Raw genomic sequence first — 18,742 nt, forward strand, 5'->3', positions numbered from 1 at the left:
TAGTAAACATTATAATTCACCTTTGCACTTAGCTATTATCCTTACTCATCTCTGAGACATTCAACCGGATTTTTCATCCCGGCTTTTATTGCCTGCATACTAACCGTAGCCCAGGCAATCAGCAGAGCAATAAGGCCAGCTCCTGCAAAGTACCACAGCTGCAGGTCTATTCTGTAAGCGAAGGTATTCAGCCACTGCCTGGTGAGCACATAGCTTAACGGGAGTCCGATAAGAATGGCAATCAGCACAGGTTTAACGAAGTCTTTCGACAAGTTAAATATTATTCCCCACTCACTTGCTCCCAATACCTTTCTTATACCTATTTCTTTAAGTTTACGTTCAGCAGTGAAGGAAGCCAGTCCAAACAGCCCAAGGCAGGATATGGTTACAGCGAGTGCCGCAAAGTATCTTGACAATAAGGATATTCTCTTCTCTGATACATATTGCTCCTGGAAGTCCTGATCTAAAAACCTGTAATCAAAATCAGCTACAGTATTAAAATCTTTATATACCCGCTGGAGTGCAGTTATTGTTTCTTGTTCGCTGCCTGCTTTGATCTTTACCATGATGCGGTTAGTATGCACAGCATCATAAAGAAAAAACATGGGTTTCACTACTTCATGCATAGATTCAAAATGAACATTCTTAACTACTCCTATGATCTGCAGGTTTTTTCCCCATAGGTTGAAGATCTTACCTACAGGATCTTTCAGACCCATTATTTTTATGCCAGCTTCGTTGAAGATCACTTTAGTACTATCAGATCCATACTCATCAGAGAAAGCACGTCCGTTTGCCATTTTCATTCCCATTGTTTCGATCAGACCGCTATTGATACCCGCATGCTGGAAGGCAATCACCTGTTTTGGATCTCTGCCTTCCCAGTTGAAATCTCCCTGTGTAGATTTCAGGTCTCCAATAAATCTCTTATTCATGCTGGAGGCATTAACTACACCAGGGATCTTCTTTATTGCGCTAATAAATGTTCCCGCATTGTTTTTCAGTTTACCCTGAGGCTCAATGTATAATACGTTATCCTTTTTATAACCGATGTGCCCATGTTGGACAAAATCAATTTGTTGATAAACAACCAGTACAGCCACGATCAGGATTACTGAAAGCGTGAACTGAAACACAACGAGTCCCTTACGTGTCCATAATTCTCTTCCTGTATAGGTAAGCTTCCCTTTTAAAGCTGCAGCAGGATTAAACCCAGATAAGTATAGTGCGGGATAACTCCCTGACAATAATCCGGTTAACGATGTTATTCCCGTCAGGATCAGCACCAGCTGCCAGTCAAAATTGAGAGATAGCTGTTTGCCTGTAATTTCATTAAACCGTGGCAGCAGAAGTTCAGTACAGAGCAGGGAGATAAAGAGCGATGAAAAAGTCAACAATAAAGCTTCTCCCATATATTGCATGATCAATGAACGGCGGCTTGCGCCCATCACTTTTTTGATCCCAACTTCTTTCATTCTTAATGATGCCCTTGCAGTAGCTAAATTCATAAAATTTACACAGGCAATGATCAGGATAAAAACAGCAATGATAGAGAACAGCTTCACATATTCTATCCTTCCTCCGGCCTGTTTACCATTTTCATATTTATTGTACAGATAGCCATCTGCATATGGTCTGATAAAAAGTTCACGGTTGTTCTGTCCTTTTAACTTTAGGAATCCTCTGATCTTTGCATTAAAGGTTTGGAGGTTTGTATTCTTTTTCAGGACAATAAACGTATTTGGCCCATGGTTACTCCATTCAAGAAAAGGAGAAGATGGCTCCATGATCAGATCTATGGATACTACAAAGTCAATCTGTATGGAAGAATTTGGAGGAGTGTTATTGAATACTCCTGAAATAAGCGCATGGTTTTGTCCATTCATATCTGCATTTTCCCAAATCATTTCTTTGCCCAGCACATCAGTGGTATGAAATAATTTCATTGCCATTTGTTTTGAAATGACTATTGAGTTTTTTCCATTGAGTACCTCATTGATATTACCAGATATTAATGGATATGAAAATATTTTAAAAAAGTTTTTTCCGGCAAAAACTCCGGCTCCATTGATCCCAATATTATTTTTTACCAGGAGCTTACTCTGTGCAATCCAGTATGCAGGAGAAACCGTAACTGCGTCTTCCACCTCCGGTATTTCATTCAGGAAAGTTTTGCCCAGGATGCCTACTGTAAGGTCTGTCGTATTGATCCCGGCTTCCGTTTTTTCATTTTCCATCACCTGGTAAAGCTGACTGCCCTTGGCATGAAAGCGGTCCATCTGTATTTCATTGTTTACCCACAGGTAAATCAGCAAAGTGCAGGTCAGACCAGCGGTAAGGCCAACCAGATTAATAAAGAACGAGCTTTTATATCTTTTGAAATTCCTGTAGATCAGTAACAGATGGTGTCGAAGCATAATTGTAAGAGATTCTTTTAGCACTACAGCCATACTGATGCCATAAACATGATAGGTCAGGGATACAAGATAGAGGGCTGTATTCAGAGAGCCGTGTCCGAAAACGAACAATTACTGTTCGTCAGCGAACAAGCAATTTACATTAAATAAGGTAATATAATGAGCGTATAGTACACTTGTTATTTGGGAATGCCAACAGTCTCGCAGGAAAGGTAGGATACTAATTTCAAGATTTGGCATCACTTCTTATCATATTGTTTGCTGAAAGTAAATTCGTGTGATTATCCCGGCTCCAGGCAAACATGTTTTTTTCTGCTACGTTATGTACTCTATAGGTATTGATATATGCACAACCATTATTAAATCATCATCATAAATAAAAAATTATATGAAAGTAGGAATCATTGGTTCAGGAAACATAGGAAGCGCACTTGCAAAACATTTAACGGATCTCGGACATGACGTGAGTGTTGCAAACTCAAGGGGCCCGGAGACGTTAACAGAACTTGCAGAACAAACCGGAGCAAAAGCAGCAACGGTAGAGGAAGCGGCAGCAGCTGAGGACTTAATTATTATCACGATCCCTGAAAAGGCGATTCCAGAATTACCAGCAGGTCTTTTTACAAATTCTAAGGCTACCATTGTTGATACAGGAAACTATTATCCCGTACGTGACGGAGAAATCGGGGAAATTAATAATGGAGTAATGGATAGCCAGTGGGTAGCTCAACACATCGGTCATACCGTGATCAAAGCCTTTAACAATATCTATTCTGCCAGCCTTGAGTCAAAAGCGGTTCCCGCTGGTGAAGATGGCCGTATTGCTTTGTCTGTTGCAGGTGACGACGCTGATGGAAAGCAGGTAGTATTGGATTTGATTGAAGCGATTGGCTTCGATGCTATAGATACAGGGTCGCTTGCAGACTCCTGGAAACAGGAGCCAGGTTCACCGGCATATTGCAATGATTTAGATAAAGCAGGGCTTTCGGCTGCAATGGAAGCAGCAGAGTTATCGAAAAGGGCTGAATACCGTGAAGCAGCAGATTCCCAACTTAGACAAATGTTAGGATTATAGCATCTAAGTATATATTTTAAGTAGAAAATAGCGGGCGCAATAGTGGCCGCTATTTTCTTTTGATATCGTCGCATAGTAAAGGCGGAATCTAAAGCTTCGTAAGAAGGTCACCGAGATCACTCTTGCTATGGTTGGCAATATATGCGTATTAACAAAAAAGCCTTAACTTTTTCAAGTTAAGGCTTTTTGCGGACCGGACGGGACTCGAACCCGCGACCTCCGCCGTGACAGGGCGGCATTCTAACCAGCTGAACTACCGGTCCGTTTCTCCCTTGCGGGGTTGCAAATATAGAAAAAATTATATCCGAGCCGCATTTTATTCATTAAATACCAGAATATTTTTTGCGTTTCATACTATATACATTGATAATCAACGGCATAAAATGCAATATTTATCAAATATTTTCAGGTTTCAGTTTTTGTCTCTCTTTAATTTTATAAAAACTGATAAAACCAACAGCAGCAATTGCCAAACTGAGTATATCTATGACCATGATATCGGTGGCGCCAGTCGAAAAAGTTTTCCATATCCAGTTACCAGTACAGATTCCATTAACAAAGGGAATAGCCAGACTGAAAAGACTTCCCAGTAATAAAGTTTCCTGATTGGTACGGTTAAGATTTTTACGTATGATATAATAGACTGACAACACCAGCCAGCTATAAAAGAAGGTGCTGTAGATGAAACTCATGTCTACTGCTGCACTGTAGACTTTCACTGCTATAAATGTTAAAGCCGTTACCGGAAACATCGTCAGGCAGATGGCCAGAAAGATATTAGCCAGCCAAAGATTGAATTTTCTCTTGTGGTCTGGAACATTCTTTTTATCACGTGCTACCAGCCAGATCAGAATACCGGAAATGATCACAACACATCCCATTAGTCCGAGGATAAAATAGACCACTTTCAATGCATATCCACCATAATCACCGAAATGCAAACGATAGATCAGACTTTTCACTTTACCTACATAACTGCTTTCAGCCAGGGGCGATTTCTGATATATGACCTTATTATTTTTAACCTCGTATATGATCTTGCCGTTTCCGGAGAAATTGCGTTCTGCTGGTGCAGATCCCTCAATGATCACCTGCATAGCAGCATCACCGTAATTTTTGATATTTACACTTTTGATATATGAATCCTGCCATAGATTTTGTGTACGGTCAATATAAGATTGTACGTCTGCCTTTTGCACTAAGGACTGGTAGGTATAAGGAATTTCCTTGGAATCGAAATATTCCAGATCGCGATATAGTTCATCGGCCTTACCGTTATAAAACAGGTAAGTAAAAGGTGCCAATAATGTGGTATTAAGAATAAGCACTATACCTGTAATCGCATATACCAGTTGAAAGGGGAAACCAATCATCCCCAGAGCCGTATGCGCATCTGTCCAGACAGTTTTTACCTTAGACCAGGGCCTGAAAACAAAAAAGTTAGACACTATTTTATCCCAGTGCAGCAGTAAGCCGGTAATCAATGCAAACAGGAAGAAAAATGAGACGAGACCTGCGAGCAAATAGCCAAAAGGTACGCCGATCCTGATAGGTACCTGATTTAGCTGTGCCAGGAAGTGAAGACGATATAAAAATTCTCCCAGGTCATATGATTTCTCATACGTACTGCTTTCACCTTTTGAAAAATCATATTTAAAACTTTCACTTTCAGCGCGTCTGCCTCTTTTACCTGCCTTTTTTTCTGCCCCGGGTTTCTTTTTCGGAACAAGTGTACTGTCTTTGCTGAGTGTCAAGCTGACGTAAGCAGCTAGTGTATGTTCCTGGTAAAATATCGATATATCTCGGCCTTTCAGGTTATGCTTGCGATCAAGGGAGTCCAGAAACTGATTATAGTTCAGTTTTTTACTCTTTTGGGCTTTGTATGAAATATTGCTTTGCCAGGCGGTAATATCTTTTTTGAACAGCGAGTAGGAACCCGCGAAAAAGATGACGAATAGGATCGCTGAGATAATGATCCCACTGATAGTATGTGTATTAAAATATATATTATATTTTCTGTTATCCATGATGAAGGTTACAATTTTAAAAGGAAAGGAGTGGCAAAAATGGCTGTAAGCAACAGGTAATAAAGCCATATTTTCCATCCGCTTCTAGCGAGAAAGGCCATTAACAATAATACAGCCCATAAGATGTAACCTGTAAATGCCGCTGTGATAATCACATTTTTCGGTTCAAAAATATAACCGAGTAAATGATGAAAAGTAATCATTACACAGTACCCGCCTATAAAACCGGCTGATAGTTTCAGGATTTTCTGAAGAGGGGACTTGGTAAGGTATTTTTTATTGGCTGGCATATTTAGAAAATGAACTGTTCAAAAACAACAAAGAGACAAAACAGAAGGATAACATGTACGACTGACAGGTAGCGAAAGGGAAATAATAAAACGATGAGACAGCCCATTGCCATTAGTACTACAATGAAACTAAAAATGCCCGCAACGGTACCATTCAAACAAACCAATATGATGCAGGCTACTAATAGCAGTATTGCACTGATGAATAATGAAAGACTTTTACGTGTTTCAAAATACTTTGCCCATGCAGGTTTATCCGGCCATTTGTTCTTCTTCGAAGTATTGTAGAAAAACAGAAAAGCAATAAAGATGAATAAAGTAATCGTAGTATACATGAAGAATAAATTATAATAAGCTGGCTATTTCCAATCCAATGAATCCCAAAATATGATGAGTAACAGATGGCTTAACTATTTATTTAGATTGATTAAAGGTAATGCAAATATAGAAGAGTAGAATTATTTATCAAATGTTTTGTGAAAATAGTTTATTTGCCCATCCAGCCTAGATGGGTGTGTTTAAAGTCGTCCTCGAATTTTAAGCCATAGCCCAGCATACGATCGAAAGAGGAGTGTGCAAAAAGCAGTATACCAATGGCGGTTATCAGGTTACTTGCGATGAATAAGCCTACGGCAGCAATCAGGATCGCTACTGCACGGTGATGAAATAAGTTGTAGGTATAGGCGCCAACGCGCGAATTGATCAGATATCCCAGCATGGAGATGTCCGGAGCAAAGAACAGCAGGACCCAGACCCAAACAGGCAGTCCTAAGTTATACAGGGTTAGAAAGTAAATGGAAAGGGCAGTGATGGCGACTTCTTCGATTTGGATGATTTTTTTCATAGTTCAAAGCTATCGGTGAAATCACCTTTGTCACTTGACAAAAATCAAGAAATCATCTTTCGCCGGATACGGCTAAAAGTTTCCGGCGTCATGCCCAGCATGGAGGCGAGATATTGTAAAGGTACCAGGTTGAACAACTCGCGGTTTTGCTCGAAAAGCTGTTTATAACGGTCTTCGGCAGACATGGAGATCAGGTCAAAAACGCGGTTTTCCATGGTAACGAAACATTTGGTGATGAATAACTTTTCAAATTCGTTCCACTTGGGCACCAGGTTACCTAAGTTAATATATTGCTGATGGTCAATCGTAAAAATGCGTGTTTCGGTCAGCGCCTGTATATTGAACCTCGAGGTATTCCGAAATAGAAAAGAAGAGACGTCCGTTACGAAATAACCTGGCGTGGCAATCCATTGGGTGATTTCACGGTCGCCCTGACTCACGAATACACGCAGAAGTCCTTCCTGAATGAAACTCATTTTATCGCAGTATTTACCAGATTTTTGCCAGAAGGCACCTTTTTCAAGGGTTTCCGTTTTAAACAATTCAGCTACCTTTTTGCAATCGTCAGGAAGAATACTGAAGTGGTGTTGAATGTAGTTTTCCAGTTCGTTCATGTGTTCATTTAATTTATTCTCTCCACCCATTGCAATTCTTCAGGTAACTCCTGATTACAAAATTCAATGTGAATCACTCTACGCTTCTGATTATTGGTTGTACGGCTGGAGCTATGTACTAATAAAGGTTTCATTATCATAATGCCTCCTTTCAGCACATCACAAATCTCCTCAGACTCTGTAGTCCAGTGAATAAATATCGCCGTAATTTATATGCAATACAATTAGCCGTAACTCCTCTACTGGTGCAAAAATAATACAATGGTTAAATGATTCAAAGGCTATTTCAATTTATACTACTAGCTACAAAAACAAAATCATTCGGTAACATGTAATTGACCCTTGCACAATAGCTTGCGTTAAAAATTATCCGGTTTGAAACCAATTCCTTTTCGTGGTGTATTAGAGTGATTTTGTTTTTCTAAAAATTCATCCAGATAGTTGAAGACGATTTCCATATTTTTATCCTGATCATCAAGTTTGTTTTTTATTTTTTCAATTTCCAACCTGACCTCTGTATTGTCTGCTATGATTTGACGTATACGCGTGAATATGCGTATGATCTGGATGTTCACCTGTATTGCTCTTTTACTGTTCAATACACTAGATAGCATAGAAACTCCCTGTTCAGTGAAGACCATAGGAGCATGCTTAATATTAGTTCCTTGTTTCAAGGTGCCATTTTGGCTCCTTGAAAAATGATACTCTTCAGGAGTTAGTTCAAACATGAAATCTTCGGGAAAACGCTCGACATTTCGTTTAACCTGTCTTTTGAGTTGCTTAGTTTCTACTTCATAAAGTTTCGCTAAATCACTATCTAACATTACTTTGTGGCCACGTATATAATAAATCTGACTCATTATAATTTCATCCGGGACTGTTACAGTATTAGTTTCTTCGCTCATATATATGATATTAATCTTGCAACGACTAAGCCGCATGCCAAGTTACTGCCCAATTTCAAATTAGTGTTAATTTTATTTCTTGAGGGCGACACAGAAGTTTTACTCAAAACATCCTTTACTTTTTCATAAATTATGTTTAATATAAACATTATCTAAATAACCTTCTAAGACCATTGCTGATGAAAGATGAAAAATATCAGAATAGATTTGCATTAGAATTTTTCTTTCCTATCTTTGCAGCCCCGCAAGGGAGAAACGGACCGGTAGTTCAGCTGGTTAGAATGCCGCCCTGTCACGGCGGAGGTCGCGGGTTCGAGTCCCGTCCGGTCCGCAAGTTAAGTAGTAAAACATTCAAAAAGCCTTTAATCGTATGATTAAGGGCTTTTTTGATTTACAGACCAACCGAAATATTCAAATATTCTCATATTACCAGTGAGTAATTCAGCGAGTCAATCGAGGCGGATGCCTACTCACTGAAAAGCATGTAAGTAATTGTATTACAGCTAGTTCATAATTTGAACATCTTGACTGCCCATAGCTGCAACGCTAATTTTTTTTAACTCTAATCTGAAAAAGATGAAAAACACATTTAGCCTGCTCTTCTATTTGAAGAAGCCAAAAAACTATGTTGCTGGTGCAATGCCTATTTATATGCGTATTACCGTAGATGGAGTACCTAAAGAATTATCAACCGGGAAACAATGCGAACCTGAAAGGTGGAATCCTAAAACGCTTCGCTTAGACGGAAAAAAGGAAGATGCCAGAACAATCAACTGCCATTTGAAAACTATTAAGGAAAAAGTTGATCAGGCGCATACTGATCTATTTAAAGCCGGGCAAGGGATCACTTCCCTTTCCCTTAAAAATAAATACTTAGGTGTTGAAGAAGAAGCCCATACCCTTATTACCGCTATTCAAGATCATAATGATAAGCTAAAAGCATTGATAGGAAAGGGATTTACATAGGGGACACTGACCAAATACAACACTACTTTAAAACATACTAAATCCTTTCTTCTGTATAAATTTAAACTTTCGGATGTGGTGTTGGATAAGGTAGACAACTATTTATTTCCGAGTTTGATTTTTATTTGAGAAGTAAATGCGGTTGCGAGAATAACGCAGCAGTCAAACACCTCAAAAATTTAGGTAAAGTAATACGTATTTGTTTAGCCAATCGCTGGATGACCTATGACCCTTTTAGCGGCCATAAAAACAAGATCACAAAGGTTCAGCAGGTCATTTTAACCCCATCTGATATACAAGCCATCTATAAGAAAGAATTTGCTATAGAGCGGCTAAGAATCGTTCGTGATGCTTTTATCTTTTGTTGTTACACAGGAATGAGCTTTATCGATCTGGTGGAATTGAAAAAGTCGGAGATTATTAAAGGTGTTGACGGTTCATTATGGATCATCAAAAAACGCCATAAAACGGGTATTCCCTGCAATGTGCCGATGTTGCCAGTAGCATTAGAAATTATGGAACGTTATACAGATCATCCGCTTTGTGCCAATAGCGGTTTGGTATTACCCATGAACAGCAACCAAAAAATGAATGCGTATTTGAAAGAGGTTGCAGATTTAAGTGGAGTAGAAAAACATCTAACGTTTAAGGTTGCCAGAGTTGCTTTTGCTACCACCGTAACAATGGCAAATGGAGAACGATGTAAAGTTCAGGATGATGCGGCAAATGGCGCCCAGCGTAGCTTATAGAGCTGACACGCTATATTATCCAGACCCCGAAGGAATGGAAAAGAAAACCAAGCAATTGGAAGCCCAAGCAGCTTGCCTTAGCAGAAGCCTATGCAGCAGCTAAAGAGGCAGTGGAGGAAGCAGCACAAGTTAAGAAAGAAACCAAACGATTAAAAAAGGTGAATGGGTTGTAGATGTTGAGGAACCCAATGTGAAAATAAATCAAGGATAAACTTACAGCTTTGGAATGCGTTTCAATTTAACTCGGTTTATAATTCCTCGAGAATTGAATTTTAAAATTTATCTTAGATATATATTGGACCATTGTGCTTTATTAAAACTAAAATTATTAGCTTTGGTGTCTAAGAAATTATTTATAACCAGTGTCAGAGAATAAGTATTTAGAGAATATTTTCGAACAATTGGACTATGTTAATGGTCTGGTAGGGAATAAATCCGACATGGATTTTAAAGGACAGCCTTTGAAATATAACCTTGCAAAGCAAACATTTAGCTTAATTTCCGAAGTTGATCAAATTTATTTTTCAGGTGAACATCCGCTTATATATTTCAAGAATTTAAGTGGGTTTGACCCAGTTGTTGTGAAAAAGCTTCATAAGAAAGTTTGGAATCAAGGTCGCGTACCGTTAATGTTCATTTCCTTTCCAGGTGAATTGCGTATTTACAACTGTTATCAAAAGCCTTTAAATGAAGATGAAATTGACATTCAATCCCTTGAAATTGATAGATTTACCGATTCTGTTGAAGAAATTATCCGGTTAAAGAATGGCTATCGTCAGGAATTATTGGATAGTGGTTTATTTTGGGACACTAACATTGGAAAAAAAATTAGTACTACTAATAAAGTAGATCAGTTGCTAGTTAAAAATCTGAAAGAGACGCGGAAGGTACTGTTACAAAGCTTTCCAAAGGAAAATATAAACTCTCTTTCTTATATTCATAATTTATTGGGTCGATCGCTATTTATCTTATATCTGCAAGATAGAGGTATAATTAATTCAAAATATTATGCGAAATTCTATACAACCGCTACAGATTATTTTTCGCTACTAAGTGATAAAAATGCCTCATTTACATTATTTAAGGAGTTAAATCATCGTTTTAATGGTGATTTGTTTACAGTTACCTCTGAGGAGGAAGAAATTGTTGACCTTTCTCATTTAGAACTAGTTAGGAAATGCTTTTATGGGCACGATGCAAAAACTGGTCAAATGAGTATGTGGAGAATATTTGATTTTAGTTTCATTCCAATTGAGCTGATTAGCTCAATTTATGAAGAGTTTCTTCATACTGAGGAAGGTGATGTCGCAATTTCTAACTCGGGTGCTTATTACACTCCTCTTCCGCTAGTCGAATTTGTTTTAAATGAAGTTTTACCGTACCCAGATAATAGAAATTGTGCTTGGGACTTAAAGATCTTGGATCCAGCCTGTGGATCGGGTATTTTCTTAGTGGAAGCCTATCGCAGATTAATAGAAAGATGGCGATTTGCAAATTCAAAAGAGACCGTCTCTGTAGAAATTTTGCGCAAAATACTAATCCATTCAATCTTTGGAGTTGAATTAAACCAAGAGGCGATCAAGGTAGCATCATTCAGTTTATATTTGACTATCTTAAATTACTTAGAACCGAAATCGATTTGGGCAAATACCAATATCAAATTTCCACATTTAATTAATTCACAGTCGAAGGCTCCCAATTCGCAGGGAGCAAACTTGTTTCATGGTGATACTTTTATAAATGAAGATTATTTCAGTATTGATTATGATCTTATTATTGGTAATCCACCATGGAAAAGGGGTAATCTCAGTCTTTCCCTTACAAATTATATAAAAAAACATGCTTTTGCGAATGAAGCAGTAATCCCATTTTTGCATAAAATGGTTACTATGGCGCCATCTGCAAAGATTGCGCTGGTAAGTACAGCAAAAATCTTGTTTAATCATACAAAAGGATATGAAAATTTCAGGAAGTTTTTGTTTAATGAGACAACGGTTTCAACCATTGTCAATTTTTCCCAATTAAGAAATTCAAAAGGAGAGATTGGAAAGAAACTTTTTCAATCTGCATCAGGTGCTTCCTGCCTAATTATATATCAAGGAAAAAGCAATGATGAAAGTCAGGAAATTTGCTACTGTTGTCCTAAACCCAATTTTAGAGATTCTTCTATATCTGAAATAATAATTGATTCGAGTGATATAAAATTTTTGCCAAGGGAGTTAGCTAAAGGTGGAGACACAAAGCTGTGGAAAGTTGGGATGTATGGTACTTTAAGGGATTTTAATTTACTAAATAAGATTAAAAGAAATTCATTTGATATCAAGAAATACAGCAAGCAGCATTTATGGTTTGCAGGTTGTGGATACCAAACCTCAGAACCTAAAAAATATGATAATCAGGAAATAAAGAGACTTCCTCACATTCCAGCTAGCTCAATTACCAGGTATTATTCCCCAATAATTAATAGCGTAACTATCAATGATAAAATATTCCGTAGGGAAGGAATGATTGAGGCTTACAATGCACCACATGTATTAATCAAGGCAGGCCAATCAAAAAAAGAATTTTGTTCAAGCTTTTTAGATTATGACTGCTCTTTTAGAGATACTGTGTATGGCATCTCTTCAGCAGGTGATGAATCTAAATTAAAAGCTTTGTCTGCAATCTTAAATTCAACTTATGCTACATACTTCTTTTTTTTAACATCTTCTAATTGGGGAATTGGTCGTGAAAAAATGAATTTTGATGAGATAATGAGATTGCCTGTTGAGAAGTTATTAGATGATGACAAGCTTGTTGAAAGTTTATGTAAGAATATGGACTCAATAATTCAACTCAGAAATGAATTTGTGATGGATGAAGAATCTAAGATCAGAATGATTGAGGAAGATATAAATTTATTGATTAATCAATCCCTTAAGATTACCAAAACAGAATCTTACTTAATCAAAAATGTTGTTGATACAAATTTAGACTTTTTTCAGGAAGGGGCTAAATCAAAAGCAATTTTATCAGTAAATGACAATGAAGTAAATGCGTACCTAGAGGCCGCATGTGAAAATATGTCAAAAATTATTGGATCAGGTAAGACAAATTTTTGGGCAAGTAAGTACGGAATTAATAATAACTCTTTGGTCATCATCTCTTTCCATTTTAATAACATTGAACAAAATGGAACTATCCTTCATAATAGCTCTGAGAATATGGATAAGGTTCTGAAAAATTTGAATCAAATGGTCTACCAACAGCATAGTGAGAGTATTTATTTCAGGAAAATTGTCAAATATTATGATCAAGATATCCTTTTTCTCATAAAACCTAATGAAAAAAGATTTTGGACGCAATCCGTTGCGTTGGAAGATAGTGATAACGTAGCTATTGAAATGATAGTTCATGATTATAACGAATGAGTACGCTAAGTCAAATATCTAATGTCTCAAGTGGGAACGTCGATATTACTGCAAAAGTAATAGGCGCAGGTTCAGTATTTCAAGATACCTGCAATGTTTGTTTGGTAAAAGCGTATGATATTATGTTGACTTCCAAGGTGGCTAAGCCAACATGGGAAGAAGATACTTTCACAGCAAATTTTGCCTTTATAATAGAATCAATCTTTGAAGAAGAAGAACTTCCTTATAGTGTCTTTTATCAACAGCATCAAATCACAGAAGCAATATTAAAAGGAACTGAACGTCCTCAAAAAGCAAAAAAGATGGATATTGTATTTGCTACATTTAGTAGACCCAAGTTATCCTATGGAATAGAAGCGAAAATCATTGCTGAAAGTGATTTAGGGAAAAGAAATGCTAATTATCTATGTAAAGAATATATTATATCAGGTGTGGACAGATTTGTTAACGGCACATATAACATGGATGGATGCATGATCGGGTACGTAGTTAGTGGCGTTCCTGACAATATTATTGTCAAAATAAATCATGTATTAACAAGTTTGGATAGAGGTGAAGAAAAAGTAGGTAACAAGCATGATATCCATGGACATGTCAGTTGTTATGTTTCTAATCACGCAGGTTTTTCTCTTCAACATATGTTATTTTTATTTAATTAAGTTATTTTATAACCTCTTTTTTTGCAATCCCTCGCTCGTTTGCAGCTTGCAGCTTGCAAAACCGAAAGGGTTTTGCTTTGGCATTTACGAAAACACATGTACTAATGGTGAATTACCGTAATGCAATATCCCTATTGAGCATTCTTATATTCAAGGCAGCTTTATTTCAATTTTCCCCAATAATTTAAGTTGAAGTCAGAAAGTTATCAAGCCAATTTAAATTTGAAAACAATAAATCTAAATGATGAACACGAAGAAGGCCTAGAATAAGTCTTGACTAATTTGAATCCATAAAGTTTTGCCAATGAGATAGGAAATTCAAAGTTGAGATCAGCAAAATCCGCCCATCCGAAATAAATTGACCCTGTTTTTTTCAAATGGTTTTTTACAGTCATAAAAAACTGCTCTTTCATAGAATTTTGAGGGTCCCAAAACATTCTGTCTATATTATCTCTAACATCATGTTCATTGTAAGGAGGGTTACAAAAAATCACGTCAAATTTACCTTTTACGTTTTCGAATACGTTGCTTACCTGAGCCTGCAGGTTAGTAATATTATTTAACTGGCAATTTTTCAGAGTATTTTCTACTGCAAGTTCGTTTATGTCTACAGCAATTCCAGTCTTGTTATTTTTAGCTAGATAAATACTGATAGCACCGCAGCCGCATCCGATTTCTAAGAATTTCTTGTTTTGAATTTGTTTGGTAGTTTCGATCATCAATTCTGTGTCAACTCCAGTCTTATAAACACCAGCGCAGATTAGTAATGACAGTCCTTGAAGTTCAATTCTTTTTTCTTCCGCAACTTTGCGCTCATCTAACCTTTGCTCTTGTTTGCCAACAGATGGAAAAAGACTTTGACCACCCAAGTGCAATACACTTTTATGGTCGACAAAATACTTCTTGGGTTTTTGAGGCATTTGTTTAATTGCAGTGTTTAATCTATTCATAACCCTTCTATAATATGACCTAACGCTTTGACCTTTTCTGCTAAATATTCTTTCCTTGCATCACTGTCTAAACCGCAAATTAAAGGCATTCTTTCATTAACAACGATTCCATTATTCACCAGCCCATCCACTTTTCCCGGATTATTTGTCATAAGAATAATAGGCTGCTTGCCAATTACAGCTTTAAGTACATCTGCCGACGCTTCAAAGGTTCGCGCATCAACATTCACATTCAGGCACTCATAAGCTTTTCTGGTATCATATTTATGAAGTTGTTGTAACTCGATGGCTTGAAATTTAATTTTCAACCCAGCTCCTCTGCCTTCTTCGTAAAAATATAATACATAGCCTCCATTTTGCGATATAAATTCCATTGCTGATTGCAACTGCATTGAGCAGTCACAGTCCGTAGTCCAGAAGGACTCACTGAATAAACAAGAGCTTTGCACTCTTACGTAAATTTTTTCTTTATCAACCGGTTCTTTGCCGAGCAATACACCTTCTCTCATTAATGTTCCATTCTCATTAACTTCAACGTGAGTTATATCAAAGTCCCCATATTTAGTAGGTAAAAGAATCTTTGGTCCAAATTTTACTTTCATTTAGAATTTTTTAGGATTGGAAAAATCACCTTCCAATAATAATTTAATATACGACTTAGGCCAGTTAATTCCTAAGTCTTCATATAATTTAATTAAATCTGCTGGATAAGTATCTAAATTTTCAAATCTCACCCGCGCTGCATATATTGATAATTCGACATGTAACTTTTCTATAGGATAGCTATTATTGTACTTATTTAGATATTCTTGTAATTTTGTAAGAGGTTCCATTGGGTTTTCTTGGGTCAAAAAATGAGTGTCGGCAAGTCCAAGTGCTGACCAAATATAACAATCCGTATTTGCAGTCTTTGTTGCTTCATCTCTAGCATTGGAATACCAAGTTTTCGCATTGTCGAAATCCAATCCGTGTCGGTAAGCTTCTGCCACCGCAAAAGATGATGTACATTCCCCCATATTTAGGCCCTTCTTTCGAGCCATTTCGGAAGCTTTTACTCCATATTCGAGCGCCGTTCTCCAATTACCACCCAAAGACAAAGAACGGGAGAGCTTTCTATAAGCGCTTTCCAATAGTTGTTCATCGTTTAGTTTTTGTTCAATAATTTCCACTGTCTCCTCTGCACTCTTTATAGCAGAGCCATATTCTCCTTGATCGCGGTAGATTACATTTTCGATAAACTTGGCTTTGACGTATCTCTCAAAATCTGAAGCCTCTGAGGCTTCAGATTTAATTCTAGAAATTATGGCCTTAGCTTTTGGATATTCATTTTGTCTTACTGCTATTTCCCCTTCCAATAAAAGAGAGTCCATATCAATTGGATAAAATTTCATCGTTTTACCAAATTTCCTCAATTCGGTCAGGCTTTCCAGAGAATCGCTGTATCTTCCTATGAGAAAGTCTTTCCGGGCGGATTCTAGTATTCTTAATGCTTGGGTTAAATCAAATCCATCTAAAGTATTTGCTACAGTTAAATAATTGGTTATGGGACTGTGAACAACTATATCAATATTTAATTTTTTACAGAAAGTAGCAGCACAGTTATTCCAGTTATACCCCTTCGATTGCAAAAATGTTCTTAGCGAGATCGCATTAGATATAGCGTTTGGAATATCTGACGCCATTTCTCTGATTTTTGACGAGACTGAATCAACATCAAATTCGTTAGGAGAGCCATCAATGTTACCCTTAACATTAACTGAATGAATACAGCCTAAGGCAGCACCTCCTAAGTTTTTAAGTAACATATAAACTCCGGAATTTTCGGAAATAACGACCGGTATGGCAGCACTAATTGCTTCCCAAGCTGTTAAACCGAATCCTTCGTGCCAAGATAGCATTAAACAGAGATTGCAATCTTTAATTAAAGACTGCAATCTAATCTGATCTTCTAAAAAAGGAAATGGCTTTAAATGCACTACTCTGCCTGCTATTTCCGCAGCGACTTCTCTCATTTCCTGAATTAGATTCCCTTCAATTCCAATTACTGTTAAATCAGAGTCCTTAATCGCTTGTATGAAGGCCATATCAGCCACTTTTACTGAATGTGCATAGGCAGCAATTGCTAATGGTCCCTGTTTCGTCAATGATTCTTTTTTATTATAACGACCAAAGGAAATCGCACTAACTCTATCCTTTTTGCTTGGCTCATGAATTGAGGCGGCAAGGCCAGGTACCACCATAGTTACCGTTGCACCATCAGCCAACTCTCTCATCCTTTTTTCCAATAAAGGTCCAACGGCAAATCGTTCGTCTGCAGATTTAAAAAGTAGTTTTTGTTTTTCTACTTTATCGGAATTACTAAGGGCTCCTTCTTCCGTATTGTATTTAGAGTACCCGTAATCATCATAACTCATATGCATAAACAGCGCTAACTTTCCTTCCGAAAAGTACTTGCATTTAAGCGCTGTCTCACCAGTAATAATGTCATGCCCCACCCACCATATTATATTTAATTTATGAGTATCAATTAAAAGCGACTTAATTAATGGTGCATACTCAGGTTTCATCTCTTCACCTTGAATATTCAAATTTACAATCGTTACCCCGCTTTCACACGCATCACTTATATCATCCTCAGTCGCATTTGTAACAACACAATGAATTGAAATGCCCTGTGCAACATTTGCGAGTGCTTTACAGAAATTAGTAGAAAATGCATTTATACCACCATGCTTACTACCCCAAGTTGTCGCTAAAATAGCAACAGAATTTTGATTATTCATAAATTTTAAAACTCTAACAATAAAGTCTATTAACAAATATACCATAATAATTATTGAGTGTATTTGTCATTATTTTCTTTTAATAACTGGTTTTTGAAAAAATGCGTTTCGATTGAATTAAGAAATCATTTATATGGTTATAAGGTTAAAAAGGTGGATCGAATTTGGCGAGTTGCCTGCTTGTCTTTTTCTGAGTAAACTGACGCAATTTAATTATGTGGTTCTATTTAGGGAACCTAGCATTGTTCAGCCAGAAGAAATTTCAACAAGTATTGAATTTAAGATGTAAAGTTAATTTGGCGTTTGTACTGTACCTGCGGATTCAACGCCAAATCAATAGGCACCTTAATATCATTACTCATAAGCACTTTGTACATCAACAGCGTGAGAATTTTACATTGTTTTTTTGGTAAGGTAATTGGAATACCAACTTTTACACCAAAGCTAATATTCCTTTGTTGAAAATCATCTTTTGATTCCTGAATGCTGGTGATAATTGAAGTTCGACGACTATCTGTCAAATCTTCATATCGGAAATAGCTTATAATAGAAAGTAAAGTTTTGTCCTTATCCCTGTTATTTATATTAAATATCAATCCGCCTTCTCCCCCAACTTTAACGTTGTCATCAGCCCGTCCAATTACTGTATTAAGGTGATATAAATCACTTTGGGAAATATTCCCTGACAAATATAACCCCGGTACAAATGAAATTAATGGTAAGATATAGATGTCAACCTTCAGTCCTGTGACTGGAGTATTTTCACCTGCAATCGCGTAGGTGATATCCTGGACAATCATCCTGTTAAAAGCTGAATCAGGTAATGGTTTTTTTGTTTGTGCAGTTACTGTGATCGTTGCCATCAGACCTACAGCAAGTAGTTTGAGAGTTTTCATATATTTTGAGAGTTATTAATAAATTTAAGCAATGAGACCATCAATCATATCTTTATAAAGATGCTTTATAACAGATGGTTAATACACCAGAAGGTAGTCAAAACTTTGTAAATACTAGGTGCCTGAAATGAAGTTCCCATATAATTTTCTTACTTAA

General features: G+C 37.0%; 16 protein-coding genes and 2 tRNA genes. 7 read left to right on the plus strand and 11 right to left on the minus strand.

Going from position 1 to position 18,742, the window contains the following annotated elements; all coding sequences use genetic code 11:
• Window positions 1–41 precede the first annotated feature (41 nt).
• Window positions 42–2,417, minus strand: a complete 2,376-nt coding sequence (locus OQX62_RS08370) for an ABC transporter permease (protein ID WP_265831021.1) — start codon at window positions 2,415–2,417, stop codon at window positions 42–44.
• Between the two features lie 388 nt (window positions 2,418–2,805).
• On the opposite strand from OQX62_RS08370, the gene OQX62_RS08375 reads away from it, so the two are divergent.
• The gene (locus OQX62_RS08375; protein ID WP_265831022.1) at window positions 2,806–3,492 is read left to right on the plus strand and encodes an NADPH-dependent F420 reductase; all 687 of its coding nucleotides are present in this window, start codon (window positions 2,806–2,808) and stop codon (window positions 3,490–3,492) included.
• 189 nt (window positions 3,493–3,681) lie between these two features.
• Here OQX62_RS08375 and OQX62_RS08380 read toward each other — a convergent pair.
• The 3 genes from OQX62_RS08380 to OQX62_RS08390 all read right to left on the minus strand — a co-directional run bounded on the left by OQX62_RS08380 (window position 3,682) and on the right by OQX62_RS08390 (window position 5,809).
• A tRNA-Asp gene (locus tag OQX62_RS08380) sits at window positions 3,682–3,755 on the minus strand.
• 132 nt (window positions 3,756–3,887) lie between these two features.
• Window positions 3,888–5,519 (minus strand): PepSY-associated TM helix domain-containing protein, encoded by a 1,632-nt coding sequence (locus tag OQX62_RS08385; RefSeq protein WP_265831023.1) that lies wholly within the window; start codon window positions 5,517–5,519, stop codon window positions 3,888–3,890.
• An 8-nt stretch (window positions 5,520–5,527) separates the two neighbouring features.
• Entirely contained in the window at window positions 5,528–5,809 is a 282-nt protein-coding gene (locus OQX62_RS08390; protein ID WP_265831024.1) for a hypothetical protein, read from the minus strand.
• Window positions 5,810–5,902: 93 nt separating this feature from the next.
• On the opposite strand from OQX62_RS08390, the gene OQX62_RS08395 reads away from it, so the two are divergent.
• Window positions 5,903–6,097 carry a hypothetical protein gene (locus OQX62_RS08395; protein WP_265831025.1) on the plus strand — a complete coding sequence of 65 codons (195 nt, stop codon included), beginning with the start codon at window positions 5,903–5,905 and terminating at the stop codon, window positions 6,095–6,097.
• A gap of 199 nt (window positions 6,098–6,296) precedes the next feature.
• Here the strand turns inward: OQX62_RS08395 and OQX62_RS08400 are convergent, their stop codons facing one another.
• The 3 genes from OQX62_RS08400 to OQX62_RS08410 all read right to left on the minus strand — a co-directional run bounded on the left by OQX62_RS08400 (window position 6,297) and on the right by OQX62_RS08410 (window position 8,172).
• Entirely contained in the window at window positions 6,297–6,653 is a 357-nt protein-coding gene (locus OQX62_RS08400) for a DUF4260 domain-containing protein (RefSeq protein ID WP_265831026.1), read from the minus strand.
• Window positions 6,654–6,697: 44 nt separating this feature from the next.
• Window positions 6,698–7,267, minus strand: a complete 570-nt coding sequence (locus tag OQX62_RS08405) for a Crp/Fnr family transcriptional regulator (protein ID WP_265831027.1) — start codon at window positions 7,265–7,267, stop codon at window positions 6,698–6,700.
• A 359-nt stretch (window positions 7,268–7,626) separates the two neighbouring features.
• The gene (locus OQX62_RS08410) at window positions 7,627–8,172 is read right to left on the minus strand and encodes an ORF6N domain-containing protein (protein WP_265831028.1); all 546 of its coding nucleotides are present in this window, start codon (window positions 8,170–8,172) and stop codon (window positions 7,627–7,629) included.
• A 257-nt stretch (window positions 8,173–8,429) separates the two neighbouring features.
• Here OQX62_RS08410 and OQX62_RS08415 point away from each other — a divergent pair.
• The 5 genes from OQX62_RS08415 to OQX62_RS08435 all read left to right on the plus strand — a co-directional run bounded on the left by OQX62_RS08415 (window position 8,430) and on the right by OQX62_RS08435 (window position 13,956).
• Window positions 8,430–8,503 (plus strand) — tRNA-Asp (locus OQX62_RS08415).
• Between the two features lie 245 nt (window positions 8,504–8,748).
• Window positions 8,749–9,138, plus strand: a complete 390-nt coding sequence (locus OQX62_RS08420; RefSeq protein ID WP_265831029.1) for an Arm DNA-binding domain-containing protein — start codon at window positions 8,749–8,751, stop codon at window positions 9,136–9,138.
• Window positions 9,139–9,242: 104 nt separating this feature from the next.
• Entirely contained in the window at window positions 9,243–9,887 is a 645-nt protein-coding gene (locus OQX62_RS08425) for a site-specific integrase (protein WP_265831615.1), read from the plus strand.
• A 362-nt stretch (window positions 9,888–10,249) separates the two neighbouring features.
• The gene (locus tag OQX62_RS08430; protein ID WP_265831030.1) at window positions 10,250–13,297 is read left to right on the plus strand and encodes an HsdM family class I SAM-dependent methyltransferase; all 3,048 of its coding nucleotides are present in this window, start codon (window positions 10,250–10,252) and stop codon (window positions 13,295–13,297) included.
• Entirely contained in the window at window positions 13,294–13,956 is a 663-nt protein-coding gene (locus tag OQX62_RS08435; RefSeq protein ID WP_265831031.1) for a hypothetical protein, read from the plus strand. Before OQX62_RS08430 ends, OQX62_RS08435 begins: the two co-directional genes overlap by 4 nt.
• Window positions 13,957–14,162: 206 nt before the next feature.
• Here OQX62_RS08435 and OQX62_RS08440 read toward each other — a convergent pair whose 3' ends face one another.
• From OQX62_RS08440 to OQX62_RS08455, 4 genes are all read right to left on the minus strand, one after another.
• Complete coding sequence (locus OQX62_RS08440) at window positions 14,163–14,906, minus strand: methyltransferase (protein ID WP_265831032.1); 744 nt, start codon at window positions 14,904–14,906, stop codon at window positions 14,163–14,165.
• On the minus strand, window positions 14,903–15,508 hold the full coding sequence (locus tag OQX62_RS08445) for a hypothetical protein (RefSeq protein ID WP_265831033.1): 606 nt from the start codon (window positions 15,506–15,508) through the stop codon (window positions 14,903–14,905). The genes OQX62_RS08440 and OQX62_RS08445 overlap by 4 nt, the downstream gene beginning before the upstream one ends.
• Complete coding sequence (locus OQX62_RS08450) at window positions 15,509–17,689, minus strand: glycosyltransferase (RefSeq protein WP_265831034.1); 2,181 nt, start codon at window positions 17,687–17,689, stop codon at window positions 15,509–15,511. It lies immediately after the preceding gene.
• Window positions 17,690–17,967: 278 nt separating this feature from the next.
• Window positions 17,968–18,585, minus strand: coding sequence for a hypothetical protein (locus OQX62_RS08455; RefSeq protein WP_265831035.1), 618 nt, complete (start codon window positions 18,583–18,585; stop codon window positions 17,968–17,970).
• Between the last annotated feature and the right edge of the window lie 157 nt (window positions 18,586–18,742).

This window comes from Pedobacter sp. MR2016-24, from assembly GCF_026239655.1.
GTDB lineage: Bacteria > Bacteroidota > Bacteroidia > Sphingobacteriales > Sphingobacteriaceae > Pedobacter.